The 25,876-nt window shown below is 45.9% G+C and carries 29 protein-coding genes and 1 other RNA gene; 22 read left to right on the top strand and 8 right to left on the bottom strand.

Annotated elements, in window-relative coordinates:
- The first annotated feature begins 3 nt into the window (after positions 1–3).
- Positions 4–1,092, top strand: coding sequence for a cell division protein ZapE (gene zapE / locus H7708_RS05280; protein ID WP_223669434.1), 1,089 nt, complete (start codon positions 4–6; stop codon positions 1,090–1,092).
- 59 nt (positions 1,093–1,151) lie between these two features.
- On the opposite strand, the gene H7708_RS05285 is transcribed toward zapE, so the two are convergent.
- Both H7708_RS05285 and H7708_RS05290 read right to left on the bottom strand, forming a co-directional pair.
- Positions 1,152–1,742 (bottom strand): outer membrane beta-barrel protein, encoded by a 591-nt coding sequence (locus H7708_RS05285; RefSeq protein ID WP_223669435.1) that lies wholly within the window; start codon positions 1,740–1,742, stop codon positions 1,152–1,154.
- Positions 1,743–1,891: 149 nt separating this feature from the next.
- Entirely contained in the window at positions 1,892–2,233 is a 342-nt protein-coding gene (locus tag H7708_RS05290; RefSeq protein ID WP_223669436.1) for an HU family DNA-binding protein, read from the bottom strand.
- Between the two features lie 319 nt (positions 2,234–2,552).
- Between H7708_RS05290 and rplM the strand changes: the two genes are divergently transcribed.
- The 9 genes from rplM to H7708_RS05335 all read left to right on the top strand — a co-directional run bounded on the left by rplM (position 2,553) and on the right by H7708_RS05335 (position 8,669).
- Positions 2,553–2,981, top strand: coding sequence for a 50S ribosomal protein L13 (gene rplM, locus H7708_RS05295; protein WP_223669437.1), 429 nt, complete (start codon positions 2,553–2,555; stop codon positions 2,979–2,981).
- Positions 2,982–2,992: 11 nt separating this feature from the next.
- Positions 2,993–3,382, top strand: a complete 390-nt coding sequence (gene rpsI, locus H7708_RS05300) for a 30S ribosomal protein S9 (RefSeq protein ID WP_223669438.1) — start codon at positions 2,993–2,995, stop codon at positions 3,380–3,382.
- A 318-nt stretch (positions 3,383–3,700) separates the two neighbouring features.
- Complete coding sequence (gene petA, locus H7708_RS05305) at positions 3,701–4,288, top strand: ubiquinol-cytochrome c reductase iron-sulfur subunit (protein WP_223669439.1); 588 nt, start codon at positions 3,701–3,703, stop codon at positions 4,286–4,288.
- Positions 4,288–5,499: a cytochrome b gene (locus tag H7708_RS05310; RefSeq protein WP_223669440.1), complete on the top strand. Its 1,212-nt coding sequence runs from the start codon at positions 4,288–4,290 to the stop codon at positions 5,497–5,499. Before petA ends, H7708_RS05310 begins: the two co-directional genes overlap by 1 nt.
- Positions 5,496–6,383 carry a cytochrome c1 gene (locus H7708_RS05315; protein WP_223669441.1) on the top strand — a complete coding sequence of 296 codons (888 nt, stop codon included), beginning with the start codon at positions 5,496–5,498 and terminating at the stop codon, positions 6,381–6,383. Before H7708_RS05310 ends, H7708_RS05315 begins: the two co-directional genes overlap by 4 nt.
- A gap of 56 nt (positions 6,384–6,439) precedes the next feature.
- A complete protein-coding gene (sspA, locus tag H7708_RS05320) occupies positions 6,440–7,072 on the top strand; it encodes a stringent starvation protein SspA (RefSeq protein ID WP_223669442.1) in 633 nt (210 codons plus the stop codon).
- Complete coding sequence (locus H7708_RS05325) at positions 7,072–7,512, top strand: ClpXP protease specificity-enhancing factor (RefSeq protein WP_223669443.1); 441 nt, start codon at positions 7,072–7,074, stop codon at positions 7,510–7,512. Before sspA ends, H7708_RS05325 begins: the two co-directional genes overlap by 1 nt.
- Before the next feature lie 117 nt (positions 7,513–7,629).
- Entirely contained in the window at positions 7,630–8,280 is a 651-nt protein-coding gene (locus H7708_RS05330) for a peptidoglycan-binding protein (RefSeq protein WP_223669444.1), read from the top strand.
- A gap of 11 nt (positions 8,281–8,291) precedes the next feature.
- Positions 8,292–8,669, top strand: coding sequence for a hypothetical protein (locus H7708_RS05335; RefSeq protein WP_223669445.1), 378 nt, complete (start codon positions 8,292–8,294; stop codon positions 8,667–8,669).
- A gap of 59 nt (positions 8,670–8,728) precedes the next feature.
- Here the strand turns inward: H7708_RS05335 and H7708_RS05340 are convergent, their stop codons facing one another.
- The 4 genes from H7708_RS05340 to H7708_RS05355 are packed head-to-tail and all read right to left on the bottom strand — an operon-like array spanning position 8,729 to position 12,113.
- Positions 8,729–9,256 (bottom strand): BON domain-containing protein, encoded by a 528-nt coding sequence (locus tag H7708_RS05340; protein WP_223669446.1) that lies wholly within the window; start codon positions 9,254–9,256, stop codon positions 8,729–8,731.
- A 4-nt stretch (positions 9,257–9,260) separates the two neighbouring features.
- The gene (locus tag H7708_RS05345; protein WP_223669447.1) at positions 9,261–9,848 is read right to left on the bottom strand and encodes a phosphoheptose isomerase; all 588 of its coding nucleotides are present in this window, start codon (positions 9,846–9,848) and stop codon (positions 9,261–9,263) included.
- A gap of 17 nt (positions 9,849–9,865) precedes the next feature.
- Positions 9,866–10,234, bottom strand: a complete 369-nt coding sequence (locus tag H7708_RS05350) for a YraN family protein (protein ID WP_223669448.1) — start codon at positions 10,232–10,234, stop codon at positions 9,866–9,868.
- A 49-nt stretch (positions 10,235–10,283) separates the two neighbouring features.
- Positions 10,284–12,113, bottom strand: coding sequence for a penicillin-binding protein activator (locus H7708_RS05355; RefSeq protein WP_223669449.1), 1,830 nt, complete (start codon positions 12,111–12,113; stop codon positions 10,284–10,286).
- A gap of 333 nt (positions 12,114–12,446) precedes the next feature.
- Between H7708_RS05355 and rsmI the strand changes: the two genes are divergently transcribed.
- The 5 genes from rsmI (at position 12,447) to H7708_RS05380 (ending at position 15,714) form a co-directional block, all read left to right on the top strand.
- Positions 12,447–13,340 (top strand): 16S rRNA (cytidine(1402)-2'-O)-methyltransferase, encoded by an 894-nt coding sequence (rsmI, locus tag H7708_RS05360; protein WP_223669450.1) that lies wholly within the window; start codon positions 12,447–12,449, stop codon positions 13,338–13,340.
- 11 nt (positions 13,341–13,351) lie between these two features.
- Positions 13,352–13,882, top strand: a complete 531-nt coding sequence (locus H7708_RS05365; RefSeq protein ID WP_223669451.1) for a DUF3016 domain-containing protein — start codon at positions 13,352–13,354, stop codon at positions 13,880–13,882.
- Positions 13,883–13,957: 75 nt separating this feature from the next.
- Positions 13,958–14,313, top strand: an RNA gene (rnpB, locus tag H7708_RS05370) — RNase P RNA component class A.
- A 937-nt stretch (positions 14,314–15,250) separates the two neighbouring features.
- Positions 15,251–15,454: a DUF4279 domain-containing protein gene (locus tag H7708_RS05375; protein ID WP_223669452.1), complete on the top strand. Its 204-nt coding sequence runs from the start codon at positions 15,251–15,253 to the stop codon at positions 15,452–15,454.
- The gene (locus H7708_RS05380; RefSeq protein WP_223669453.1) at positions 15,442–15,714 is read left to right on the top strand and encodes a DUF4279 domain-containing protein; all 273 of its coding nucleotides are present in this window, start codon (positions 15,442–15,444) and stop codon (positions 15,712–15,714) included. The genes H7708_RS05375 and H7708_RS05380 overlap by 13 nt, the downstream gene beginning before the upstream one ends.
- Here H7708_RS05380 and H7708_RS05385 read toward each other — a convergent pair.
- Both H7708_RS05385 and H7708_RS05390 read right to left on the bottom strand, forming a co-directional pair.
- A complete protein-coding gene (locus H7708_RS05385; protein ID WP_223669454.1) occupies positions 15,709–16,221 on the bottom strand; it encodes a TrmH family RNA methyltransferase in 513 nt (170 codons plus the stop codon). The genes H7708_RS05380 and H7708_RS05385 overlap by 6 nt on opposite strands.
- A gap of 555 nt (positions 16,222–16,776) precedes the next feature.
- Entirely contained in the window at positions 16,777–17,727 is a 951-nt protein-coding gene (locus H7708_RS05390; RefSeq protein WP_223669455.1) for a glutaminase, read from the bottom strand.
- A gap of 627 nt (positions 17,728–18,354) precedes the next feature.
- Here H7708_RS05390 and mraZ point away from each other — a divergent pair.
- Genes mraZ through mraY form a run of 7 tightly spaced genes read left to right on the top strand, consistent with a single transcriptional unit; the run spans position 18,355 to position 25,876 of the window.
- Positions 18,355–18,810 carry a division/cell wall cluster transcriptional repressor MraZ gene (gene mraZ / locus H7708_RS05395; RefSeq protein ID WP_223669456.1) on the top strand — a complete coding sequence of 152 codons (456 nt, stop codon included), beginning with the start codon at positions 18,355–18,357 and terminating at the stop codon, positions 18,808–18,810.
- 2 nt (positions 18,811–18,812) lie between these two features.
- Positions 18,813–19,745 carry a 16S rRNA (cytosine(1402)-N(4))-methyltransferase RsmH gene (gene rsmH, locus H7708_RS05400; RefSeq protein ID WP_223669457.1) on the top strand — a complete coding sequence of 311 codons (933 nt, stop codon included), beginning with the start codon at positions 18,813–18,815 and terminating at the stop codon, positions 19,743–19,745.
- A complete protein-coding gene (ftsL, locus tag H7708_RS05405; RefSeq protein ID WP_223669458.1) occupies positions 19,742–20,089 on the top strand; it encodes a cell division protein FtsL in 348 nt (115 codons plus the stop codon). The genes rsmH and ftsL overlap by 4 nt, the downstream gene beginning before the upstream one ends.
- Before the next feature lie 16 nt (positions 20,090–20,105).
- Positions 20,106–21,869 (top strand): peptidoglycan D,D-transpeptidase FtsI family protein, encoded by a 1,764-nt coding sequence (locus tag H7708_RS05410; protein ID WP_223669459.1) that lies wholly within the window; start codon positions 20,106–20,108, stop codon positions 21,867–21,869.
- A complete protein-coding gene (locus tag H7708_RS05415; RefSeq protein ID WP_223669460.1) occupies positions 21,862–23,415 on the top strand; it encodes a UDP-N-acetylmuramoyl-L-alanyl-D-glutamate--2,6-diaminopimelate ligase in 1,554 nt (517 codons plus the stop codon). The genes H7708_RS05410 and H7708_RS05415 overlap by 8 nt, the downstream gene beginning before the upstream one ends.
- Positions 23,412–24,794: a UDP-N-acetylmuramoyl-tripeptide--D-alanyl-D-alanine ligase gene (locus H7708_RS05420; protein ID WP_223669461.1), complete on the top strand. Its 1,383-nt coding sequence runs from the start codon at positions 23,412–23,414 to the stop codon at positions 24,792–24,794. The genes H7708_RS05415 and H7708_RS05420 overlap by 4 nt, the downstream gene beginning before the upstream one ends.
- A 2-nt stretch (positions 24,795–24,796) precedes the next feature.
- Positions 24,797–25,876 carry a phospho-N-acetylmuramoyl-pentapeptide-transferase gene (gene mraY / locus H7708_RS05425; protein WP_223669462.1) on the top strand — a complete coding sequence of 360 codons (1,080 nt, stop codon included), beginning with the start codon at positions 24,797–24,799 and terminating at the stop codon, positions 25,874–25,876.

The following is a 25,876-nucleotide window of genomic DNA, read 5'->3' on the forward strand; positions in this document are numbered from 1 at the left end:
AACATGACGCCTCTAGAACAGTATCAACAGGACTTGGCTGATGGCTTTTCGCGTGATCCTGCGCAGGAAGAAGCCGTTAATGGCTTACAACGCGTCTATGATGATCTGCTGGATGCTCGTCCAGCGAGTGGCTTTATGCAAAAACTATCGCGCTGGTTATCAGGCGATAGTCAACCGGTCAAGGGGCTTTATATGTGGGGCGGCGTCGGCCGCGGTAAAACCTATTTGATGGATACCTTCTTTAATGCCTTACCGCTGAAAGCCAAAGTTCGGTTACATTTTCACCGCTTTATGCATGAAGTACATCATGAATTAAAAGCCCTGGCTGGTGAGAAAAATCCGCTGGTGACGATAGCCGATCAGCTCGCAGAGCGGGCAAAAATCATTTGCTTTGACGAGTTTTTCGTTACTGATATTACTGACGCCATGATTTTAGGTGGTCTGTTTGAAGAACTGTTTAAACGCCACGTGGTATTGGTTGCAACTTCTAATATTCCACCTGAACGCTTGTACTGGAACGGCTTGCAGCGCGAGCGCTTCCTGCCTGCAATTGAGCAGATCCAGAAGCACTGCGAGGTGATGAATGTTGATGGTGGGGTCGATTATCGCTTAAGAACTCTGGAGCAGGCAGAAATCTATCACTATCCCCTGGATACTGCTGCCGATCAGAATATGGAGCAGTACTTTGAGCAGCTGGCGGGTGAACAAGGTGAGGCTCACCGTAAGCTGAAAGTCGAAGGACGCTTAATCGACACGGTGCGCTGGTCAGAAAATATTATCTGGTTCACTTTTGACGCAATCTGTAAAACTGAACGCTCCGCCGCTGATTATATTGAGCTCTCTCGTGGCTATCATACCGTATTTGTGGGGCAGGTGCCGCAAATGGATGACTCGCTCAATGATGCTACACGTCGCTTCATTGCCTTGATCGATGAGTTTTATGAGCGCCATGTAACGTTGATTATTTCGGCCGAAGTAGCGATGGAAGCGCTTTATATAGGCAAAGGGCTCGCTTTTGAATTTAAACGTACCTTGAGCCGGTTACAGGAGATGCAGAGTCAGGACTATTTAAGTCTGGAGCATTTGGCATAGCTCACTGCGTATATTGCAAAGAAAAAAGCCAGCAAGGTGCTGGCTTTAATGCGGATAGTTTAAAAGCTGATGGTATAGAGTACTGAAAATACGTCAGCGTCACTATCATCGCCAAACATGCTTGAGAAGTTATCATACTCGACCTGATATCTCTGCCATTCAACACTCAGGTGGTAGTTTCTATTGAAAGTCCAGGTTAAGCCTGCACCATAGGTAAGGTCTGTGCCATCATCTTCAAAATCACTGCGCGCATCATCCTGGCGAAGAATGAGATCGGATTCCCAGCTGGAAGCGCCGACCTTACCATAAACTCCAAAGTTTTCAGTAATATCCATGCGACCGACAGCTGACAAGGCAAACGCATCAGTGTCTAAACTGGCGTTAAAGCCATTGGACTCGTTAAGCGCATAAGCTTTTCCCAGGTTGTTATAGCTGAACTCCAGGCCAAAGTTTTTATGAAAGTTGTAACCGATTACCCCTTTGCCAACCGTGCTGCTGTCATCGCAAGGAAGAGTGACGGCGTCGCAGCCGTCGAGATTAGCGTGGCCAACACCTACGCCAGCATAAAAAGATTCATCAGCATTTGATGCGGCTGCTGCAGTTAAAAGAGAGAGGGTTAAAATAGATTTTCCAAGTGTTTTGTTCATCATGAACTCCTTTTAGCACTTTTAATTAGACATAATTTCCAGTCGTGCGGATCATAGCAGGTGTTATTCGTACCGACAATAAAATGCTGCGGTGATACGAAAAAACCGGCTTGAGCCGGCTTTTCGTGTATTTAAGTCTTGAAGCTTACAGCTTATGAGGCCATATCTTTCAGCTTTTTTAATGGGCGTACTTTAACGGCTGTTGATGCTGGTTTAGCTTTAAATGTTGTCTCCTCACCAGTGAATGGGTTAATCCCTTTACGAGCCTTGACCGCAGGTTTTTTCACGGTGCTGATTTTTAATAATCCTGGCAGGGTGAACTCACCAACAGAACGCTTCTTGATATGACGTTCGATTACAATTCCTAGCTCGTCAAGTACCGCACCAACATCTTTCTTGGTTAAGCCTGTCTGCCCGGCGATTTCATTAAGGATTTGGGTTTTGGTGAACTTCTTTTTGACTGCGGTGATCTTGCGAGTTGTATTATTTGCCATTTTTCCTTTGCCTCTTGGGTTGTTTGACTGTTAAAATACCTTCTTGTCTTGGCGAGCAATGCAAAATTGACTCTCCCAACGCAGTTTTATTTATAGCGTTAAAAGCCCCGTAAATAAAGTCTTTTTGACAGGATTTGTTTTAAAAATCGTAAATTTGCCCAAGACGAAACATAAATTTGGTAAATCCTCGGCCTGCCACTTGTAATATAGGGGCGGGTTCTGTATGATTTGCGCTCTTTTTTTAGGGTCGCTAAAAGGCTTTTATATGTAGCCGAAGGCTCTATTCGCGGGTGCAAATGGCTTTTGGAGCTTAACGAATATGAAAACATTTAATGCAAAGCCGGAAACTGTTAAGCGCGACTGGTATGTCGTCGATGCAGCAGGCAAAACATTAGGTCGCCTGGCGACTGAAGTTGCTCGCCGTTTGAAAGGCAAGCACAAAGCTGAATATACACCTCACGTTGACACTGGTGATTACATCGTTGTGATTAACGCTGAGAAAGTTACCGTGACCGGTAACAAAGCGGAAGATAAGAAATACTACCGTCACTCTGGATACCCTGGCGGTATCAAAGAGACTAACTTCAGTAAACTTCAAGCTGAGAAGCCTGAAATGATTATTGAGAAGGCGGTTAAAGGTATGTTACCTAAGAATCCATTAGGTCGTGATATGTTCCGCAAATTGAAAGTTTACGCAGGCTCTGAGCACAAGCATGAAGCTCAGCAACCTATTAAATTAGATATTTAAGGTAGGAAATCATGGCTGAACAATACTACGGTACAGGTCGTCGTAAAAGCTCAACAGCTCGCGTATTCTTGCGTCCTGGTAACGGTGACATCACTGTAAACCAAAAGAGCTTAGACCAATACTTTGGTCGTGAGACGTCACGCATGGTCGTTCGTCAACCACTAGAGTTGACTGAACTAACAGATAAATTCGATGTATACGTCACTGTTTCTGGTGGCGGTGGTACAGGTCAGGCGGGTGCAATCCGCCACGGTATCACTCGTGCATTGATGGAATATGATGAAGAACTTCGTACGCCACTACGTCAAGCGGGTTATGTAACGCGTGATGCTCGTGCTGTTGAGCGTAAGAAAATTGGTCTTCACAAAGCGCGTAAGCGTCCTCAGTTCTCTAAGCGTTAAGAGATTTTTGGACGATATACCAAGTCTGGTATATACCATATCAAGAAACACCCGTCTCAATGGCGGGTGTTTTTGTTTGAAGTGGATAACTTTTTGAGTTAATTAATATTTTTTCAGCCGCTTTTTCTCCCTACATTTACCGTCTTCTGGTCCGACCACATTGTAATAACCCTACGTTTCCTATAAGATATGCGCCCAGTAACCTGCCGCTGAGACCGTAATTTGTATGCTCGCGGTTCAGGCAGCTTATTATCAATATTGATTTAGCTCCATCTGCTATTTCGGCAGGTGGGTTTTCTTCGTGGGGAGACTATTCGAATGAGTAATCAGGGCGTTAACAAAGGACGCAGGAATCTCCTAATCGGCGCTACTTCAGCAGTAGGCGCGGTTGGTGTGATTGGTGCGGCTGTACCTTTTGTACGTTCCTGGGCACCGAGTGCGAAAGCACAGTCAGCCGGTGCTCCAGTAGAGCAAGAATATAGCAAGTTAGAAGTTGGTCAGCAGATTACTGTTGAGTGGCGCGGTAAGCCGGTATGGATTATCCGCCGTGACAAAAAAATGTTGAGCAGCATTACAAAAAGTGAAGAGTTTGTTGCAGACCCAGCTTCAGAAGCTGAACAGCAGCCTGAGTACTGTAAGAACGAATACCGTTCTGTCGATCCTGAGATTTTTGTTGCGATCGGGATCTGTACTCACCTGGGTTGTTCGCCAAAACTGTTTGCGGACCCAGGGTCATTGGAAAATGAGTGGCTTGGTGGCTTCTATTGCCCATGTCACGGTTCTAAGTTTGATTTGGCTGGACGTGTTTACTCAGGTGTACCGGCGAACGCGAACTTGGAAGTTCCACCTTATATAATCGACACTGCATCGAAAACGATCATTGTCGGTGAAGACGGAGGTGCCTGATGTTAAAAAGCTTTATGACATGGCTGGACGCACGTTTCCCTGCGACTAAAGTTTGGAATGAGCACCTGGCAGAATACTACGCCCCAAAGAACTTTAACTTCTGGTATTTCTTTGGTTCTTTAGCCCTTCTAGTTTTAGTTAACCAGCTATTAACTGGTATTTGGTTAACGATGTTCTACAGCCCAAGCGAGCCATTTGCTTCGGTCGAATATATCATGCGTGATGTCGACATGGGTTGGATTATCCGTTATCTACACTCGACAGGTGCTTCAGCCTTTTTCGTGGTGGTTTATCTGCACATGTTCCGTGGCATCATCTACGGCTCATACAAGAAGCCGCGTGAGCTGGTATGGATCTTCGGTATGATTATCTTTGTGCTGCTGATGGCAGAAGCCTTCATGGGTTACTTGCTACCATGGGGCCAGATGTCGTTCTGGGGAGCGCAGGTCATTGTTAACCTGTTCAGTACTATCCCAGTGGTTGGCGGTGATCTGGTTGAGTGGATCCGCGGTGACTTTACGTTATCACTGGCAACATTGAATCGCTTCTTCGCATTGCACGTGGTAGCAGTACCATTAGCCTTGGTTGCTATGGTGTTCCTACACATTGTTGCGCTACATAAAGTCGGTTCGAATAACCCTGATGGTGTCGAAATCAAAGAGAAGAAAGATGAGAATGGTATTCCTCTAGACGGTATTCCTTTCCATCCTTACTACACGGTGAAAGATATTGTGGGTGTGGTGGTATTCTTGATGATCTTCCTAGCGATTGTATTTTTCGCACCAGACTTTGGCGGCTACTTCTTAGAGCGTCCAAACTTTGAACCAGCGAACCCATTGAAGACTCCAGCGCACATCGCACCGGTCTGGTACTTTACACCGTTCTATACCATGCTGCGTGCTGTACCGGATCCGTTTGGTGGCTTCTTAGTGATGGCGGCGGCTATTGTGATTTTATTCCTATTGCCTTGGCTTGATCGCCAGAAAGTAAAATCAATTCGCTACCGTGGTTTGTCATTCAAGCTATTGTTAGCAGTATTTGTGATTGCTTTCGTTATCCTGGGTGTTCTAGGTGTGATTCCAGTCACTGAATTCACCAAATGGTTAGGAAGAATTTGTACTGTGTACTATTTCTTCTTCTTCGTCGCGCTTTGGTTCTTACCGAAGTTCGAGAAAACTAAGCCAGTACCAGAGAGGGTAACAGACAAATGAAAAAGTTAATTTCAGCTATTTTATTCCTGCTACCCGTTGCAGCGTTAGCTGCGGGTGGTGGCACCACGCATCCAAACCAGAAAGCGAATATTAACTATAGTGATAAGGCCTCGTTACAAAACGGCGCTAAACTATACGCTAATTACTGCCAGGGTTGTCACTCAATGCAATACGTGCGTTATTCACGTATTGCGCAAGACCTGGACTTGACGGAAGAAGAAGCTGAGCAGCTGATTCTGGGTGAAGGCAAGTTAGGTGATACCATGGATAAGGCTATGGACCCGGATCTAGCCAAGAAATGGTTTGGTGTGAACCCACTAGACCTGTCGCTGGCAGCTCGCGTTCGTGGTAACGATTGGTTATACAATTACCTGAGAGCCTTCTATATCGATAAGTCGCGTCCTTTTGACGTCAACAACACCGTTTTCCCTGGTGTTGGTATGCCGCACATTTTAGCAGACTTACAGGGCTTGCAGGTTAAGAGTGATGAGCTATTAGCCGCTGAAGAAGTGATTTCTATGGGTAAAGCTCGTATGGACGAGCTTAAAGCTGCAATTAAAGATCCTGAATCATCAGCAGAAGCGGTAGCGAAAGCTGAAGAAGGGGTTGCGCTGATCGAGGAAGAAATTCACGATGCGCAGCTGGAAATTGCTCGTTTATCTCGTGAAGGCAAAATGTTCACTATCGTTGAAGAAGGTGAAATGACGCCAGAAGAGTATGACCATGCGGTTCGTGATCTTGTTGCATTCATGGCTTATACCGCTAACCCCGTAAAGCTCAAGAGTAAAGCAATTGGCCTCTGGGTCATGTTGTTCTTGCTTATCTTATTGGTGTTAGCTTACTTCTTGAAGAAAGAGTTCTGGAAAGACATTAAGAAGAAGTAACTTGGTATTGATGAGCCTCAAGTTACTTGAGGCTCAAATTGTTTAGGAGAAAAAGTATGGCCGTAGTTGCCAAACGTTCGGTAATGACACTTTATTCGGGTAATGATGTATACAGCCACCAGGCGCGTATCGTATTGGCGGAGAAGGGTGTTAACTATGAAGTTGTCGAGGTGACTTCAGACAAGGTTCCGGAAGATTTGTTGGATTTGAATCCTTATGGTTCGGTGCCGACTCTGATTGACCGAGATCTGGTGCTCTATGAGGCAAGCATTGTCATGGAGTATCTGGATGAGCGTTTCCCGCACCCACCTTTGATGCCAGTCTATCCGGTGACTCGTGGTCGTAGCCGCTTGATGATGCATCGCATCGAAAAGGAGTGGTACAGTCAATATGAAATCATCGTCAATGGAACGGAAGCAAAAGCCAAAAAGGCACGTAAAGAGCTTCAAGAAAGCATCTTGGCCCTGTCGCCCGTTTTTGCGAGTAACCCTTACTTTATGAGTGATGAGTTCTCATTGGTTGATTGTGTGATTGCTCCTTTGTTGTGGCGTGCTGATAAACTCGGTATTGAGATCAGTGGCCGTGGCAGTAAAGCTATTCACGAATATATGGAACGTATCTTTGAGCGTGAATCTTTCAAGGTCAGCTTGACGGAAGAAGAACGCGAAATGAAACTTGGGTTAATGTAATGGCGAATGCAACGCCATTACAGCCCTACCTCTTGATCGCCTACTACGAGTGGATGGTCGATAATGATTGGACCCCGCAGGTTTTGGTCGATTGCTCGTACCCGGATGTTGATGTTCCTCAGCAATTTGCCAATGATGGTAAAATTGTCCTTAATATAGCGCCCGAGGCTGTGGCTAACTTTGAACTTAACCACGACTATTTAAGCTTCAGTGCGCGCTTTTCGGGTAAATCATTAAATGTTTATATTCCGATGAATTCCATCGTTGCTGTTTATGCACGAGAAAATGATCAGGGCATTATGTTCTCACCAAATATGTACGGTGATGACGATAATCAAGAGCCACCACAGGGTCCTGACAATCATGACAACGGAGATGGACCGGACGACGAACCGCCGACTCCACCTAAAGGTCGACCAAATCTAAAAGTCGTCAAATAGCAGGCGACTTTCTTCTTAGTAAGAACTGCATCTCATTTCTTAAATTTATCTTAGCATTTTCTTATAATTTGAATACAATCAGTGGGACACATTGTATTCAGGGAATAAGGAATTAATATGCTAAGAAATGCTGTTGGGGAGAACTCATCCAATAATCGTCGTGATGTAAAGGTGGTTCAGTACGTATTGAATCAGCGTCTCCGCTCTCGACCTGCCTTAACGGTAGATGGTATCTACGGTCCAAATACTCAGGGCGCCATTAACTATTATCAATCTTCTCTTATGCGTCAACCTGATGGTATTGTCTCTCCTTATGGTAAGACCATAAAGAATCTATGGCCAGTGCGCTATAGTAATCCAACAGGTAAAGCTATTCGTACCGCAGATGCCTATGGTGAAGGGCATTATGGTGCATCCAGAGGACGCCGTACCCACGACGGTGCTGATTATATTTCACAACCTAACCAGAGCATCGAAGCACCGGTTTCTGGTAAAGTTGTGAGGATTTCCAGACCCTATGCGTCAGGTGTTGATGCTAATGTCTTACAGGGTGTGGAAATTGAAGCGAGCGACGGTACTAAATGCTGGGTCTGGTACATTGAGCCAGCGGTGAATATTGTTAATCAGGTAGTGCAAGCTGGAACCAGCATTATTGGTAAAGCAAAAACCTTAACTAATCGTTATAAGAATGGTATTACCGATCATGTCCACGTGCGTATACATACCCGTTATGGTTCGCCAGTGAATCCGGAAACGGTCATTAAATAAAGGTGCTCATTATGAAAAGAACGGTTATTAAATTGTCTTTGATCCTCGGTGCCGCGTTGATCGTTCAATCCTGCAAAACCACCGAAACACGTTCAGTAGAGTCGCCATCAGAGGACGTTGTGAGTGGCAGTTATATCTACGGCCATGAAGTAAATTCATTCCAGCCCTGTGGCGAAAAAATCGAGTACTGGGTTGTCGGTAATGAAGGGGTAATGTCCCAGCTGTCCGAGCGTTATACGGGCATGGTGGGTAAACCGTATCAACCGGTATATGTGTCTTTTAGAGGTGATAAAATAGGGAAGGCAACCGATGGCTTTGCCAGTGACTATGACGGACAATTCAAGGTTCGGGAAGTGGTCAGCATGACCAATACCAATATCTGCCAGTGATTGTCGTTGGGATATAAAAAAGCCCAGCAGTTGCTGGGCTTTTTTGATCAACTGATTGATTAGTTGATGTACTCGAATATTTTAACGACCTTTTTAACACCTGAGATATTGCGTGCAACCAACGCCGCTTTATCACCTTCTTCGCGCGTAACCAGTCCCATCAAAAACACTTCGCCAGCTTCTGTCGTTACTTTTATTCGCTTCGAGTCCAAACCTTTTTCCGCGGCCAGGCTGGATTTTACCTTGGTCGTGATCCAGGTGTCTGACATGGTGCTGACCTTGTTTGGATCGGCAACGCGCAGCTCGTTAAATACTTTACGAATTTCAGGAATGCCACGGATTTCATTCGAAACCTGGTTTTTTACTGCCTGGCTTGGTACCTGACCATAGATTAAAACGTACAGGTTATGGCTTTCGACTCCAATAAAGGAGGGCTTGTTTTTCGCTTCAATCGCATCCGTTAAGGTTAAAACACGACTTTCGATACTGCTATCCTCGGCTACCGTGCCGAATGTGGTACAAGCGGGTAATAGAAACAGCGCTGCCATAGCAATAGTAGAAGCGCGTAAGAGTTGTTGAATAGTCATGGGATTAAGCCTCGGTACCAAATAAAGAGTTATCAATAAAATCACACAATGCGTGAATGACGACTAAATGAACTTCCTGAATGCGGGCGGTAGAATTGGAGGGAACACGGATTTCCACATCGTTCTGGCCAACCAGCCCGGCCATTTCGCCACCATCTTTGCCCGTGAGGGCGACGATAAGCATATCCTTACTGAGCGCAGTTTCCATGGCATTGATCACATTACGTGAATTACCACTGGTGGAGATGGCTAAAAGTATATCTCCCGGTTGGCCCAATGCCCGTAGTTGTTTGGCAAAGATATCATTATAACTGTAATCGTTGGAAATCGACGTTAAAGTGCCGGTATCTGTGGTTAAAGCTATGGCTGGCAGACTCGGACGCTCACGCTCAAAACGGTTCAGCATCTCTGAAGAAAAGTGCTGTGCATCGCCGGCAGAACCACCGTTACCACAACTCAGTATCTTATTGCCCTGTAGTAGGCTATTGACCATCAGTTGTCCCGCTTTTTGAATGGATTCGGGGAGCGAATCTGCAGCAGCAATTTTGGTTTGAATACTTTCAGTAAATATATCGCGTATACGTTCTATCATGATAGCCTAGTTGTTCTTTACCAGCCGGACAGTTGAAAGGCATTTTTAAGCCAATCGGCTGACAGGGATTTGTGCCCTAATGTTACGGAAACTACGTCAAAACGACAATTCAGTTGTTGATATTTTTTTTGTTGCTGCAGAAAAAATTGTGCCGTTTTAATAATTTTCTGTTGCTTTCGGTAATCGACAGTCTCGGCACCACTACCGTGATTCGTGTTTGCTCGAAACCTGACCTCGATAAAAACCAGCGTGTCTCCATCTTCCATGATGAGGTCGATTTCACCGTATCTTGAGCTGAAGTTACGTTCGACTAAACGTAACTTTTGTTGTGTTAAATATTTTTCAACATAACGCTCAACTTTATCGCCCTTGCGACGTGATAACATAATCTTCCTTGATTGTTTTGACCTGTCGGGTAATTAAAGTTCCCCCAACTTACTGATTTACAGGAATTACTTTCCCACTACGGAACAAGCCCCAGGACAACTGACGAATAAATCTGCCGTATGAATCCATGGTTAAATCCCCGGATAAGCCGTTAACTTGATGGCCTGGGTTCTGCGCAAACTCTGGCAGCTCTGGAATAATTCGGAAAGCATCATGACCGAGTGCAAAGAAACGGGCTAAGCTGTTTGTTGAATTTGGCACCAGCTGGCGCATACGTAGACGACTATCCTGAATGTCTTCGGTACTGCCCAGCATCCATGGCGCATCAGTAAAGGATATGCCATCCAGGTCGTTATCGCGAGTTGGATTGGTACTGCCGGTGTAAATGGCGGAGGTAGCGTATACAGGCAGATCGTAAGCGTAATAGTAGTTCAGGTACGGCTTAATAATTCGCGCCCTGTCCACTTTAGAGACCATAAAAATAAAGTCGGCTGTGGCAGAGCCCTGGCCGCTGGCTTCGACAGGAACATTGAGCAGGTTCTGTAAATCTTTCGCTCGCTTTTCTGCCTGATCGGCCCCCAGCATCGCCATCACCGCCGCTTTGACATTCTGGTTATGGGAAATGTTAGCGGTTTTTACAATAAACCCACCCATTTGCTCAAATTCTTCGGTAAATGCTGTGATGGCGCGCTTACCAAGCGAGGTGTCGGCATTAATGACGAAAGCACGACTTTGTCCTTGTCGAATTGCATGACGGGCTATCTGTCGTGCTTCATCCTCAATGGGTAGCCCGAACTGGAAAAAATTATTAGGAACATAGCTTGAGTCCAGACGATTCAAGGCGAGCGTTGGAATCGGTAGGTTGGATTGAGCCACCAGCTCATCTATATTCGATTTAAGCAATGGTCCGACAATAAAATCTACGCCATCCTCGAATGCCTGCTGATACAGCGTTTGCATATCAATGCCATGGGTATCGTAAACCACCACATCCGCCGATTCGGCAATGTTAGCCTGCTGGTAGTAACCCGACATGAACCCATCGCGGATCAGTTGGCCTACAGGAGCCAGCTTACCCGTAATCGGGACGAAAAGGCCTACCTTTTGGGGTGTCGTCACAGCAAAGTCGATTGAGCCGATTTGGCTCATATCGATATAACTGCTGGCCGGATGTTCTGGGTAAATTTGTGACCATTCATCCATAGCGGCTGACATGCTGGAGGCGCTCCGTGCGTAACGATGATAGATAACTGCCATATCCAGCCAGCCAAGTACCTGGTGGTCTGCTGCTCGGTTTCGTTTTATTTCGATCGCTCCCAGCGGTGAGTTGATTAGCTCTTGCCAGGCTTTTTCACGCTGCTGCTCGGCAATGCGTCGATCATTATATTGTGATTCTGCCTGCAGGCGGGTGACGGCGGCATCAGCCAGCCGGTTATTGGCTGCCAGACTGTCAGCTAACTGGATAGCGTAGTGAGCCTGCCATGCTGGACTGTGTTGCTGTGGGTTGCCGATTGATTGTAATGAACGAATTGCTTCAAATGGCTTGTCCTGAGTTAAAGCCACTTCGCCAAACAACAGGTAATAAGCGTCACGCTCTTCAAGCGGCAGCTCTGTTGGCTGGAATGAGCGCAATAAGGCATAGGATTCAGCATCGGCGCCTTGTTCTTTATACGCAATCGCCGCCTTCAGTTTTAGTGGGGCTTGTGCAGTTCCTTGTTGCTTCTCTGCCTGGCTCAGGTAATACTCAGGAGGCTGAGCCACACGATCTCTGATACTGTGATCGGTATTAGTTCGATTAGTCTGGGTCGTGACACAGGCTGTCAGTAAAACCCCGCTAATTGCTAATAACAGGTTCTTGTTAAAAGACTTTTTTGTCATAATTCCATTCTCAAGAAATAATTACAGGGGCTGTTGTTCTTTCATAAATCACCCCTGTTGTGTTTAAAATCACGCCAGTCGAGGCGTGAGATAGCAAAATTTAGTTATTCTAAATGAATCGGCTCAGAACAAAGAGTAGCGTGATTTTAACCGCTACCCACAGGGCTGGGATTATTTTCCAGCCCAGCATTGTTATCAGTTGCATTAATAGACCGGCTATTAACTGCGCCATCCACCGCGCTGGACAGAAAAATATTCTCCAGCAGGGGCGTTTTATGAAAGAATAACAGCCCCACTATTTTATGCGTAAGCGCTTAACAAGGCAAAGAACCCATGACACATTTGACAGATTCTAACAAGACTAATTTTGAGACACAGCAAGAAGTTTCCGCCAGTGCTGGGGTACTCTATGTCGTTGCTACGCCAATCGGCAATATCGAGGATATCACTTACCGCGCTGTTAAGACATTACAGCAGGTTGACTTAATATGCGCTGAAGATACGCGACATAGTCAGCGCCTGATGGAGCATTACGCCATTAAAACGCCCATGATGTCATTACATGAACATAATGAAGAAGCGCGGATACAACAAATAACTGACAAACTGGAGCAGGGCAAGTCTATCGGATTAATTTCTGATGCCGGAACGCCGTTGATTAGTGATCCGGGGTTTAAGCTGGTTAGAGCGCTGCGAGCCAAGGGGTACCAAGTCAGTCCGATTCCCGGCGCCAGCGCTATTATCAGCGCTTTATCGGTTGCCGGTCTGGCTACCGACAGCTTTAGCTTCTGGGGGTTTTTGCCCGCTAAAAGCCGAGCCAGACAAGCTCGCTTTCAAGCGTTCAGTGAGCATAAGGAAACATTGGTATTTTATGAATCTTCGCACCGAATTGTTGACAGTTTGAAGGATTTGCTGGAAGTTTTAGGCGATAGGCCTATCGTTATCGCCAGGGAATTAACCAAAAACTTTGAAACAATCATCTCGGCTGACACGTCTATAGTAATAGAGACCATGTTAACGGATTCCAACCAACAGAAAGGCGAGTTTGTACTCATGGTAGAAGGCAATGCTTCTGCCAGTGTTGGTTTGAGTTCTGAGGCTAAAGCGGTGATGAGCAGCTTACTGAGTGAGTTACCGCCAAATAAAGCCGCTAAGCTCGCAGCGCAAATTACAGGTGTTAAAAAGAAAGAGCTATATCAGTGGGCGCTGGAGCAAAAAGATAACTAATCGGAGGTTATATGCGTAACTTAAAGTTTGTATTAACAAGTATTCTTGCTACCTCAATGTTGGCTTTGGCGCCAGCCATCAGTGCTAGTGATGATACGAAGAAGGCAAAAGGGGTGTCGGCAATCCAGGTGACGTGGGGTGACTTTAATGATTATCGTGATGTGCGCCCAGCGATGGAACCCAAAGGACCTTTCCATAAGCGTGTTCGTGAAAGCTTTGATAAATTCTTTAAAGAGTACGGCGGAGAGTTACCGGATGGGCAGACATTAGCCATCGACATAAGAGATCTCGACTTGGCCGGACATGTTTTGCTGGCAAGAGTGAATGAGATACGTATCATGAAGGATATTTATTTTCCCCGGATGACTTTTACCTACAAGTTGACCAACAGTACGGGTAAAGTCTTAAAAGAGGGGGAAGCGAAAATTAAGGACATGAACTATCTTTACCATGAGAAAACATGGAAACGATACAGTGAAGGCTTTTACTATGAAAAGCGGATGTTCAGGGAGTGGTTTGAGGAAAACATCCTCGAGAAATAATTACAAACCTGTATAGAGAGACAAGAAGAGGCAAATTTTCCTTGCCTTTTTTTGTGCGAGGACTAAACTTGCTGCAAAGCTGGCCAGACAGTCGCTGCTCGTGCCTTAGGGCATGAGGGGAGGAAAGTCCGGACTTCACAGAGCAGGGTGCCAGATAACGCCTGGGCGGCGTAAGCTGACGGAAAGTGCAGCAGAAAATATACCGCCGATGTTCTTCGGAGCAGGTAAGGTTGAAATGGTGCGGTAAGAGCGCACCGCGCTTCTGGCAACAGTAAGCGGCATGGTAAACCCCACCCGAAGCAAGACCAAATAGGGTTCCGTATGGCGTGGCTCGCGTTGGAACCGGGTAGGTTGCTGGAGCCATCGAGCGATTGATGGCCTAGACGAATGACTGTCCACGACAGAATCCGGCTTATCGGCCAGCTTTTCTTTATTTCTAGTCTTTTCCCTTGTTTAGGTGACCGAAGGGAATTTCTACGGCATGGAGAGCTCGTTTAGGTTGCTGTAAAGTCATTCGTTGAATGACTGTCCAAGACGCACTTTTCACAAGAGAAGCGGCTTATCGGCTAGCTTTCATCAATTTCGTCATCCCTCTCGCGTGACCAAAGGGAATCCCTTTAGGGGAAAGCGGGGATCTTTTCCTATTCTTGTCATTGCGAGGCGCATGCCGAAGCAATCTCTACAATTATAGTCGTAGGTTGGGTTAGGCGTAACCCAACAATTGAGTCTTTTTTAAACCTAGGTCTGTTTTGGGTATTTCTTTCACTTTTATAGTGAGATACTTTTTATGCTAGTAAGCGACCACCGGGAGTCCCTTTAGGGGAAAAAGAAGGCAAAAAGAACCGCACCCCGATATTGAGGTTATTTTTCAAATAACTTCCTTCACTTCATTCAAATCATTTAACGCACCGTGAAATACAGCCCATCCCTGGCCTGTTTTTCACTATTTGAATCATCTACCAAGGGTATTTCCGTTGGTCACAAATTCAAATTGCTATGCCTTTCATTTCGCTCAGCTCAATATAAGGGGATACTGGCGCAGGCTTGTGCTTTTACAGCTCCCCTTAAAGTTAGCCGAGTGAGGAGAAGTTATAGCGTAAATTGGTTGGTGATCGCAGGGAATCTCCTTGGGGGATAGACTAATTTAGCTAAGACGAATAAGTGACTGAAAAGAATCCCTTTAGGAATGTGGCTGCTGAAGTTGGTTGTTGCAGTAATTCTTCGATAATCCCGGTGTTTTCCTAGCCGAGGGTTAGAAAATCTTTTGACTCATTTCTAATTGTAATTCTTGTAGTGGAATGTTTTCATTGGTGATTTCCAAGGCTATAACTTTGTAGTTTTATGCCTTTAGTTTTTCGGTGTGCTAACATGGCATCAATATTTAATCGAAACAAAATAGTAAAACGAAAAGTGCCTAGAAAACATCAGTGTAGAGTATATTTTGCCTTAGGTGGAGATGAGTTTGTTCCCGAAGAAGTTACTAAGCTTTTAGGCATTGAACCCACTAAGGTGAGTTATAAAGGAAAATCGACAAAAGGATATATGATCAGAAAGACTTCTTGGATTTTTTAACAGAAAATTTAATTGAAGATTACATTGACGTTTTTGAAATGTCATCTGAGATAGTAGCTCAATTAATTTATAAGAAAGATAAGCTTTTAGAAGCAATAAATAGATTCAAACTAATACCAAGGCTAGAAGTTGTACTGAGTTTTTCTACTGATGATAAAACTTCAATGCCTGCAATTGGCTTCGATACTGAAACCGTTAAATTTTTAGGGGAAATTGGGGCTGTTATTGATATTGATACTTACCAGCAGCCTCGCTCATAAATTTTTACTCAATTCATAAACCGCTATCCCACAAGCGGTTGCGACATTCATTGATGAGTTATTTCCTAACATTGGAATATGCGTGGTGATGTCGGCTAGTGCGAGTAAGTCTTTGCTGACGCCTGTATTTTCCGAGCCGAGTATTAAACATACCTTGGTGTCTTTTTCTAACTTTAGTTCTTGCAGTGGAATACTGTCGCTGGTGATTTCTAATGCAATAATACTGTAGTTTTGTTTTGTTAATTCTTTTATTAATTCGATGTGGTTATCTACAGCTTCGTAATCAACGTACTTTTCGGTACTGCGTGAGGTTTTTCTGATTTTATTACTGGGTGGTGTTGGCGTATCGCCGGAAAGATAAATTTTCTCTACGCCAAGAGCATCGCTGATGCGGAATAAACTGCCGACGTTCATGGGGACGGTGATGTTATGGGCGAGTAGCCGAATAGGATGTGTAGTGGTTTTTCTTTGGTGGTCGCTGTGTTCGAGTTGTCGATTTGTGCCCATGAGTTTTCTGTGTTTTTTATGATGCGCTTAGTTTGCCTCAGCTTGCTGGTTTTGGCAAAACGACAGGGTGTTTATGAGATAAAAAAACAGCCAGCGCAAAACTTAGGGGTAGTCAGGGGTAGTCTGTGCGCTGGCTGCTGCACTGAAGGTAACTGATTTAAGAATAGACTATTCAAACCTATTGTTAATTATGATGTTTCTATATCAGCTGCTTCAGATTGGGGTAGTGATAAGAGAGAGTTGTTATATAAATTAAATTCCTTTTCCGTTTGTCCGTTTTGGGTTATTGCTCTAAGTGTTGAAGGGGGCTGCACGTCCTGTGCAGGTCCCCTTTTCATCAACACGCTCTTCCTGAGCGATTCTCTTCCATTAAGATACTCTTTCCTTGAGTCCTCGTCCTGAGCTGCTCCCTTCCTGAGAACATTTCCTCACTCTTCTTCCTGAAGAGTGGAACCATCCGTTGGTTCGATTGTTATTTAACTATAATTGATCGCTCGGATATAGTCGTAAAAGATGAAGCTTTTGTAAGAGATTGTCCATTGCTACTTTAAGTTTTTATTCGTATTCAAGTTCGTCAAAGATGGGAGAGGGCCCGAAAACGTTGGATTGGGTGATGGTGGTGAAAATTTCCAGCGCCTTAATACCTTTGCTGGAGTTACCTTTACTGTTGAGTCCAGGACTCCAGACGGCAATACTGTATTGATCAGGGTAAATCGCAACGATACCGCCGCCGACGCCACTTTTTCCGGGTAAGCCCACCTTAAAAGCAAACTCGCCAGCCTCATCATAAAAACCACACAGTAGCATAATGGCATTAATCCGTTTGGTTTCTCGGGCACTGAGTACTTGCTTACCGTTAAGCGGGTTTTTGCCGCTTCTGGCGAGAAACATAAAGGTTTGCGCAAGATCTTTGCAGGACATTTCGATGGAGCAGAGGTGGAAATAGAAATCCAGTACCTCTTCAACATCATTTTCGATATTACCAAAAGACTTCATCAGGTTAATGTGAGCATTATTTTTAAAACCGCAGGCTTTTTCGGATTCGGCGGTTTTACTGCTGTAGTCGATACCGGAGTTACCGGCCAGCTCACGAACGAAGGCTATAAAGTTATCGTAAGGCTCGTTCAGGTGACTGAGCAAGATATCGCAAATGACGATGGCACCTGCATTAATTAGAGGGTTACGTGGAATCCCCTGTTCGTATTCTAACTGCACCAGGGAGTTGAAAGGGCTACCTGACGGTTCGACGCCAACTCGCTTCCATAAGTCAGTACCGACTAACTTAAAGGCGTAGACCAGCGAAAGAACCTTGGATATGCTCTGTATGGAAAAAGGGGTGTCGGTGTCACCGTGAGCGTATTCATGACCTTCTTCAGTAACTAAATACATGCCAAAACTATTTGGGTTTGCCTTGGCCAGGGCAGGAATATAGGCCGCTACCTGACCAATTTGTTCGAAGTCCTTTAGCTCGTCACTGATCTTCTCAAAAATTTCTTGATAATTCATAGGCTTAGTCGTTTCATGATAAAGCTGGATTAAGCCAGTGTATGCAACATGGAAACGAAATACCAGAGGGATAAACCACTACCATATGACGCTTAGTTATAGGATAATAAGCGGTGTTGTTCGATTGTGTAGAAAACACCAGATTGTAAAATTTTAGACTAATAACAGGGCTTTTTAGGCTCGAAACAGTACTTTTATTGATATTTTTATCTTTTAATTCACACCTTAACTTAAAGTAATTTCTAACTTATAACGCTAATTTGATGAAAAACTTGATTTTTATTTTCAGGTGTTTGTTAGTGCCAACTAACGGGCGCTAAGTGTTTGTCAAATAAGGACATTTTTCACATTTTACTTGCAAATTTGCCTTGCAAAAATCAAGCAAACTTCATATAGTGTAGATAAGTGGAGAAAAGTGTCGCAAAGTGGATCGTAAAGGATCAGTGACGATCAAACGACTACTGAGCGTTGTAAGAAGTGAGATATCGAGACCTGATTTCAGTGGAATTGGGAGTTTAGAAAGCAGTTGGTTGAGCTCTCTCCCAGCAAACCGCTTTCTAAACCCTCTCCGCGGTTAAGTTGAATCGTTATTTCATACATCGAGTTAAATGGGGTCATTAGAAGCCAATGTTTAGAGGCGCAACAGCAATCAATATGGACGCGAAAGGTCGTATCGCCATTCCGGCGAAGTACCGTTCGCGTTTTCATGATGCTTGCGCTAACCAAATTGTGGTGACGATTGACCTGTTTGACCCGTGTTTACTGCTTTTCCCACTACCCCAATGGGAGCAACTCGAAGCAACCCTAGACACTTTTTCCAATACCGATCCTAACCAACGTCGTATTAAACGTATGCTACTCGGTCATGCCTCTGAGCATGAAATCGATGGCAACGGACGTATTCTTCTACCTCCTGTACTGCGTGAATACGCGCAGCTAGAAAAGGAAGTGCTGCTTGCTGGCCAGGGTAAAACCTTTCAGATCTGGAATGAAACCAACTGGCACAAGAAGATTGAAGAAGATGTGGCAGCGTTAGGTGAAGGTCCACTTGATACAGAGAATTTACCGGACCTGGCGTTTTAGTTATGAAAGACAAGGCGCACGATTCGGTTCTACTAGATGAGGCAGTGGAGGCTCTAGTGATCAACCCTGATGGTACTTACATTGACTGCACCTTTGGTCGAGGCGGCCATAGCAGGGCAGTCCTTGCTGCACTATCAGAAGAAGGTCGCCTGATGGCTTTTGATAAAGACCCTCAGGCGATTGAAAAGGGCCAAGCATTAGAGCAGGAAGACTCACGGTTTGAGATCATTCACGGCAGTTTTGCTCTGTTAGAACAAGAAGTGAGAGAGCGTAAGTTGTTTGGTCAGATCGATGGTGTGTTGATGGATCTCGGTGTGTCATCGCCACAGCTAGATCAAGCAGAGCGAGGATTCAGTTTCATGCAGGATGGTCCTTTGGACATGCGCATGGATACCAGTTGCGGTCAAACCGCTGCCGACTGGATTGCCGAAACCAGCGAAGATGACATGGTTTGGGCTTTTAAAACTTATGGCGAAGAGCGTTACGCCAAGCGAATCGCAAGAGCGATCATTGAGAAGCGACAACGAGCGCCAATAACCCGCACATTACAACTGGCGGAAATGATAAAAGAGGCGCATCCCCGCTGGGAAAAGCATAAGCACCCGGCGACTCGCTGTTTTCAGGCAATTCGTATTGCCGTTAACAGCGAACTGGATGATTTGTCACGCACACTGGAGCAGTCTCTTGAGTGCTTAAAAATTGGTGGTCGCATTGTGGCGATTAGTTTCCATTCGTTAGAAGACCGGATGGTGAAACGCTTTATTCAGAAGCAGGAGAAGGGGCAAGATTTTCCGCCTGGGTTGCCGGTAACGGAGGACATGATTAATCGACGAATGAAAAAAGTCGGTAAGTTCACCAAGGCTGGTGATGAAGAGTTAGCTCGAAATGTCCGCGCACGTAGCGCGGTGATGCGTATTGCGGAGAAAATCGCATGAGCAAAAAAAAGGCCAGAGAGACCAATAGCTTATGGCCTTTTTACAGCTTAGCAGCGGTTTTAGTTAGACGCTTTGGAGTGTTGTTATTAGGAGTCGTGGTAGTGGTTTCTGCCATTATTGTTGCTTACCAGACACACCAGAACCGTCAGGCAACCATTGCTTTTAAGCAGTTGCAGGACGAACAGACAGCACTGGATTTGCAATGGCAAAAGCTGCGACTGGAGCAAAGCGCTCTGTCGGAGCACAGCAGAGTTGAGCAGTTAGCTGAAGATAAACTGCAGATGAAACATACAGAAAGTGATGACGAGATCATCATGAAACCAGCTCTTAGAAGTAAAGAGTAGAGGAACGTAAAGCGCGATGAAGAAAGTTCGCAACCGTAAAGTAAAAACAGTACCGCTGTGTACATGGCGTTTCTACGTCATGCTTGGCGCACTGTTGTGCGGTTTTGCAGCTTTGATTGGCCGTGCTGCTTACTTGCAGGTGGTGACAGCCGAAGATTTAACTAAAGCTGGCGAGTCGCGTTCGGTCCGTGTGAAAGGTATTTCCAGCCACCGTGGTTTGATTATGGACCGTAATGGTGTCGAGCTGGCTCGTTCGGTGCCGACAGAATCGGTATGGCTGGATATTGAAACACTACTCAAACAGCCGGATATTCTGCAAAGTGAAGAGTGGCAAGCGTTTGCCGCAGCACTGAAGCGCGATAAAAAAGAATTAAATCAGTGGGTTAAGAAGCGTTCTGAGCGCCGCTTTGTGTGGTTGGAACGTCAGGTTGATCCTAATGTATCGCTGTATATTAAGCGATTGGATATTCATGGGGTTAACTTTAAAACGGAATACCGTCGTTATTATCCGAGCGCCGAAGTGACGGCGCATGTTGTTGGCTTTACTGGTGTCGATGATAAAGGCCTGGAGGGCGTTGAAAAAGCATTCGATAGTTTCTTGACGGGTAAACCGGGTAAAGAAAAAGTGGTCGTGGATCTGTACCGGCGCGTGGTTGAGGAGCGCGGTGTTCTGGCTCAGGCTGAGCAGGGTAACGATCTGCAACTGAGTATTGACTCTCGTATTCAGGCTGCTGCTTATAAAGAGTTGAAAAGTGCGGTTCTGTCGAATGGCGCTAAAGGGGGTTCGGTAGTGGTGATGGACGTGCATACTGGTGAGGTGCTGGCGATGGCGAGCCAACCATCCTTTAACCCGAACCGTTCTGACAGCCGTCTGCCGGAGCTGACTCGTAATCGCTCGATTACTGACATGTTCGAACCGGGCTCGACGGTGAAACCATTAACAGTGATCGGCGGACTAACCAGCGGCAAGTTTGATGTGAACTCAAAGATTGATACTTCGCCGGGTCGCATGTATCTGGATTATGCCTACGTTAAGGACCACCGTAACTACGGTGTTTTGACGTTAGATGGCATCATTAAAAAATCGAGCAATATGGGCGTTTCTAAGATTGCACTGGAGTTAACGGATGAAGAATTCTTAAGCACGCTTTATGCCGTAGGTTTTGGTGTTGAAACTGGACTTGGTATCCAGGGTGAAGCAGATGGTCGTTTGGCGCCGCGCAATAATTGGAGCGATTTCGAAAAAGCGACCTGGTCGTACGGTTACGGTTTCATGGTTACGCCGATTCAGTTGGCTCAAGCCTATTCGATTCTAGGTTCGGGCGGCATTAAGCGCACCCCTACCTTGTTAAAACGCTCTGAAGTCGAAGAGATTGAAGGTGAACGCGTGATTCAGCCTGAGATTGCTTCATCGGTGGTTAACATGATGGAGCAGGTGACTCAGGACGGCGGTACTGGTACGCGTGCCCGGGTCGATGGCTACCGGGTAGCAGGTAAAACCGGCACCTCGAGGAAAGCGGTTCGTGGTGGTTACGGCGATGAGTATGTGACTTATTTTGCCGGCTTGGTGCCGGCAACCGATCCCAAGTTCGCCATTGTGGTGATGGTGGATGAACCGGCTGGTGACAGCTATTACGGAGGTACTGTTTCGGCACCTGTATTCTCGAAAGTGGCGGATACTGCATTGCATCTGATGAACGTTACTCCTGATGGCGAGGTTAACCGTCCTGCGGTAGCAACGGCGACGGGCGCTGTGACTGGAGGTGTCGCTCATGACTAAATTCCAGGACTTCAAACCTAAGGCTTTATCTCGAGTGCTGAAAGGCTTTGTTAAAAAAGAGCAGCTGGGTGATTTAGCCGAGCTAGAGGTCGGTGGCGTATGCCTCGATAGCCGTGCGGTAAGCGAGGGTTCTTTATTTATCGCTTATCCTGGGCATCAGGCGGATGGTCGTAGTTATTTAACGCAAGCCGTGGAGTCTGGTGCAACCGTTGTGGTCGTAGAAAGAGACGGACTGGAAGAGTTCGTTGAAGTTGGCTCTGAGCAAGATGTTATTGTTAGCGTCTATAACGGCGTGCCGTTGATTGCCATCAACGGTTTAATTCAAGCCAGCGGCACTATCGCTGCACGTTTTTATGGCAATCCGACACGTAAAATGTCGGTGACAGGAATTACCGGAACCAACGGTAAAACCAGCTGCTGTTACCTGTTAGCACAGGCGCTGGAATTTCTGCGCTACCCAACATTGATGTTGAGTACCATTGGTAATGGCAACCCTTCAGCATTGCAGGCGACACAAAATACAACGCCTGACGCAGTATCGTTACAGCGCATCTGTGCGGAGTATTTGCAGCAAAAAAATCATTATATGACGATGGAGGTATCGTCGCATGGCTTGTTGCAGGGACGGGTAAATGCTGTTGAGTTTACCGTGGCGGTCTTTACCAACCTTTCGGTGGATCATCTCGATTATCACGGCGATATGGAATCGTATTTTCAGGCCAAACGTCAGCTATTTCTTAATAAGGATTTAAAAGCTGCAGTCATTAATGCGGATGATGAATATGGTCGGCGTTTGCTACAGGACGAGACGATTAAATGCAAAAAAATTGCATTCAGCCAGCAAGCTGAGGAGCCTGTTGTTCACGAGGGTGATTGGATTACCAGTCAGCACACGGATTTGAGTTTGCAAGGCTTAAAAGCAGACTTACATACGCCATGGGGCAACGCTAAGTTACATTCGAGTTTGCTGGGGCAGTTTAATCTGTCGAATCTGATGGCGGTAGCCGGGGCTCTGGGTGTGATGCTGGGCGATAGCCATAAGTGGATCGTAGCCCTCAATTCGGCTCATGCGGTACCGGGTAGAATGCAAAAGTTCAGTGCAACCGGGAAGCCAACCGTGGTGGTAGATTATGCGCATACGCCAGATGCGCTGGAGAAAGCATTGAAGGCCTTGCGTGCACATTGCTCCAATGGACAGGTGTGGGCGATCTTTGGATGCGGCGGTGATCGTGATAATACCAAGCGCCCGATCATGGGGCAGGTGACTGAAGCTAATGCCGATCACGTTATTATCACCGACGATAATCCGCGCACCGAAGCGCGCGAGGCTATTGTCGGTATGATCCGTAAGGGTCTGAAAAATGAAGAAATACCCTACATCAGTAGCCGCTATGAAGCGATCAAGTATGCGTTAGAGCAGGCCGATCCTGATGACATGATTTTGGTGGCAGGAAAAGGTCATGAAGACTATCAGGTGATCGGTACCGAGAAAGTCCATTATAGCGATCTCGAGTCTGTCACGACGTTAATCGAGGGGGCCGCATGATTCCATTGAAGCTATCGGCGATTGCAGATTTTTGTGCCGGCAAGTTGGTTGGTGACGACTTAACGATTGAACGCGTCATGACCGATAGCCGCGAAGATTGCACTGGTGCCTTATTCGTGGCTTTAGTCGGTGAAAACTTCGATGCCCATGAATTCACTACTACCGCCAAGAACCAGGGCGCTACAGCGCTGATGGTAAGTAAGCCGGTGGACAGCGAGCTGCCGCAGATCATGGTAGAGGATACCGAAAAGGCGTTAGGCCAGCTGGCGCGTTTCGTGCGTCAGGAAGTTAACCCGAAAGTGGTGGGCATAACTGGCAGTGCGGGCAAAACCACGGTTAAAGAGTTAGTTGCATCAATTTTGCGCTTAAAGGGGCAGGTTTTAGCGACTCAGGGTAATTTTAATAATCACATTGGTGTGCCGTTGACCTTATTACGGCTGACCGAAGACGATGAATATGCAGTGATTGAAATGGGCGCAAACCATAAAGGCGAAATTGCCTATTGCGCCAGTATTGCCAAGCCGGATGTCAGCGTGATCAATAACGTTGAGCCAGCGCATATTGAAGGGTTCGGTTCGATTGAAGGCGTGGCCGAGGCTAAGGCTGAAATATACGAGGCATTAAACCATAACGGTACGGCCATTATTAATTTGGACTGCGAGTTTGCCTCGCAGTGGCAGGAAGCGTTTATTGACTGTCACAAAATTACAGTATCTCGCCATAATGATGCCCACTTTCGTGCCAATAATGTGCACCTGAATTCAGTAGGTAAGGCGGCATTTGATTTGGTCAAAAGAAGTTTAACCAGCAAAGATACAGTCAGTATTTCGCTACAGCTGGCGGGTGAACATAACGTATCCAATGCATTGGTCGCGGCAGCAGTTTGCAGTCAGCTCGATGTGGATCTGGAGCTTATCAAGCAAGGTCTGGAAGAAGCTGGCGAAGTGAAAGGGCGTTTAAATCATATCGCTGGACTGGAAGGTTCTTTGTTGATTGATGATACTTATAACGCCAGCGTTGGGGCTGTTAAGGCGGCAATCGATGTGCTGACAGCTCACGACGGCGAACATATTTTTGTGTTTGGTGATATGAAAGAGTTGGGACAAGAGAGCGCTCAATATCATCATGACATTGGCCTGTATGCTAAAGACAAGGGCGTTGCAAAGTTGTACGTCATTGGCGATGACGTCAAACATTCGCTTGCTGCATTTGGGGAAAATGGTGAGTGGTTTGCGGATAAAGATGCGTTAATTCATGCGCTAAAACAACAATTACATTCAAAACAAATAATTTTAATTAAAGGCTCGCGCAGTGCTCGCATGGAACAGGTAGTACAGGCGTTACAGGAGCCGAAATTGACAAAAGTGAGGGGAGGTTAACCATGCTAACCTGGTTGGCAGAATATTTATCAGAGTTTTATTCAGGCTTTAATGTCTTCCAATATTTGACGTTCCGTTCGATTTTGAGCGTGTTAACGGCATTAGGTATTTCGTTATTGGTGGGACCACCGATGATCCGTCGTTTAAGTAGCTACCAGATTGGTCAGACGGTTCGCGATGATGGTCCACAGTCTCACTTGAGTAAAAGCGGTACCCCAACTATGGGAGGGGCTTTGATTATTGTTGCCATTGTCCTGGCCTGCTTGCTTTGGGGCGAACTGGAAAACCGTTACCTTTGGGTTTGTCTAATCGCCATCGTTGGCTTCGGCCTGGTTGGCCTGGCTGATGACTACATCAAACTAGTGCGCAAAGATCCGAAAGGGCTTATCGCACGTTGGAAATATTTATGGCAGTCGCTGATTGGCGCTGGTATCGCGATTTACCTGTTCTACACTGCAAGTCCGCAAGAAACGCAATTACTGATCCCGTTTGTTAAAGATGTCATGCCTCAGCTGGGGTTAATGTTTATCTTCATGACCTACTTTGTGATTGTGGGGACCAGTAATGCGGTCAACTTAACGGATGGTCTGGATGGATTGGCAATTCTGCCGACGGTTTTAGTGGCCGGTGGTTTAGGTATTTTCGCTTACCTGACTGGTAACCAGGTGTTTTCTGAATATTTGTCGATTCCATATATCAATGGGGTGGGTGAGCTGGTGATCTTCTGCGCGGCGATTGTGGGTGCAGGCTTAGGTTTCCTATGGTTTAACACTTATCCGGCCCAGGTCTTTATGGGCGATGTCGGTGCTCTGGGCTTAGGCGCAGCACTCGGAACCATCGCTGTTCTGGTTCGCCAGGAGCTGGTGCTATTCATTATGGGCGGTGTCTTTGTCATCGAGACCGTCTCGGTGATGCTACAGGTGGGCTCCTATAAGTTAACCGGGAAGCGCATATTCAAAATGGCGCCACTGCACCATCACTATGAATTAAAAGGTTGGCCAGAGCCTCGCGTCATTGTGCGCTTTTGGATTATTTCACTCATTTTAGTATTGATTGGTTTAGCGACCTTGAAGATACGTTAA

This window comes from Kangiella shandongensis, from assembly GCF_020005365.1.
GTDB classification, from domain to species: domain Bacteria; phylum Pseudomonadota; class Gammaproteobacteria; order Enterobacterales; family Kangiellaceae; genus Kangiella; species Kangiella shandongensis.

Coding starts and splice junctions, on each gene's coding strand:
- H7708_RS05410 (WP_223669459.1), top strand. CDS start 20,106: ATGAAGAAAGTTCGCAACCGTAAAGTAAAAACAGTACCGCTGTGTACA.
- zapE (WP_223669434.1), top strand. CDS start 4: ATGACGCCTCTAGAACAGTATCAACAGGACTTGGCTGATGGCTTTTCG.
- H7708_RS05415 (WP_223669460.1), top strand. CDS start 21,862: ATGACTAAATTCCAGGACTTCAAACCTAAGGCTTTATCTCGAGTGCTG.
- H7708_RS05330 (WP_223669444.1), top strand. CDS start 7,630: ATGCTAAGAAATGCTGTTGGGGAGAACTCATCCAATAATCGTCGTGAT.
- rsmH (WP_223669457.1), top strand. CDS start 18,813: ATGAAAGACAAGGCGCACGATTCGGTTCTACTAGATGAGGCAGTGGAG.
- H7708_RS05355 (WP_223669449.1), bottom strand. CDS start 12,113: ATGACAAAAAAGTCTTTTAACAAGAACCTGTTATTAGCAATTAGCGGG.
- H7708_RS05310 (WP_223669440.1), top strand. CDS start 4,288: ATGTTAAAAAGCTTTATGACATGGCTGGACGCACGTTTCCCTGCGACT.
- H7708_RS05375 (WP_223669452.1), top strand. CDS start 15,251: ATGGCATCAATATTTAATCGAAACAAAATAGTAAAACGAAAAGTGCCT.
- H7708_RS05350 (WP_223669448.1), bottom strand. CDS start 10,234: ATGTTATCACGTCGCAAGGGCGATAAAGTTGAGCGTTATGTTGAAAAA.
- H7708_RS05390 (WP_223669455.1), bottom strand. CDS start 17,727: ATGAATTATCAAGAAATTTTTGAGAAGATCAGTGACGAGCTAAAGGAC.
- rpsI (WP_223669438.1), top strand. CDS start 2,993: ATGGCTGAACAATACTACGGTACAGGTCGTCGTAAAAGCTCAACAGCT.
- H7708_RS05340 (WP_223669446.1), bottom strand. CDS start 9,256: ATGACTATTCAACAACTCTTACGCGCTTCTACTATTGCTATGGCAGCG.
- rplM (WP_223669437.1), top strand. CDS start 2,553: ATGAAAACATTTAATGCAAAGCCGGAAACTGTTAAGCGCGACTGGTAT.
- H7708_RS05385 (WP_223669454.1), bottom strand. CDS start 16,221: ATGGGCACAAATCGACAACTCGAACACAGCGACCACCAAAGAAAAACC.
- petA (WP_223669439.1), top strand. CDS start 3,701: ATGAGTAATCAGGGCGTTAACAAAGGACGCAGGAATCTCCTAATCGGC.
- rsmI (WP_223669450.1), top strand. CDS start 12,447: ATGACACATTTGACAGATTCTAACAAGACTAATTTTGAGACACAGCAA.
- H7708_RS05335 (WP_223669445.1), top strand. CDS start 8,292: ATGAAAAGAACGGTTATTAAATTGTCTTTGATCCTCGGTGCCGCGTTG.
- H7708_RS05420 (WP_223669461.1), top strand. CDS start 23,412: ATGATTCCATTGAAGCTATCGGCGATTGCAGATTTTTGTGCCGGCAAG.
- sspA (WP_223669442.1), top strand. CDS start 6,440: ATGGCCGTAGTTGCCAAACGTTCGGTAATGACACTTTATTCGGGTAAT.
- H7708_RS05290 (WP_223669436.1), bottom strand. CDS start 2,233: ATGGCAAATAATACAACTCGCAAGATCACCGCAGTCAAAAAGAAGTTC.
- H7708_RS05365 (WP_223669451.1), top strand. CDS start 13,352: ATGCGTAACTTAAAGTTTGTATTAACAAGTATTCTTGCTACCTCAATG.
- H7708_RS05315 (WP_223669441.1), top strand. CDS start 5,496: ATGAAAAAGTTAATTTCAGCTATTTTATTCCTGCTACCCGTTGCAGCG.
- ftsL (WP_223669458.1), top strand. CDS start 19,742: ATGAGCAAAAAAAAGGCCAGAGAGACCAATAGCTTATGGCCTTTTTAC.
- H7708_RS05325 (WP_223669443.1), top strand. CDS start 7,072: ATGGCGAATGCAACGCCATTACAGCCCTACCTCTTGATCGCCTACTAC.
- H7708_RS05285 (WP_223669435.1), bottom strand. CDS start 1,742: ATGATGAACAAAACACTTGGAAAATCTATTTTAACCCTCTCTCTTTTA.
- mraY (WP_223669462.1), top strand. CDS start 24,797: ATGCTAACCTGGTTGGCAGAATATTTATCAGAGTTTTATTCAGGCTTT.
- mraZ (WP_223669456.1), top strand. CDS start 18,355: ATGTTTAGAGGCGCAACAGCAATCAATATGGACGCGAAAGGTCGTATC.
- H7708_RS05345 (WP_223669447.1), bottom strand. CDS start 9,848: ATGATAGAACGTATACGCGATATATTTACTGAAAGTATTCAAACCAAA.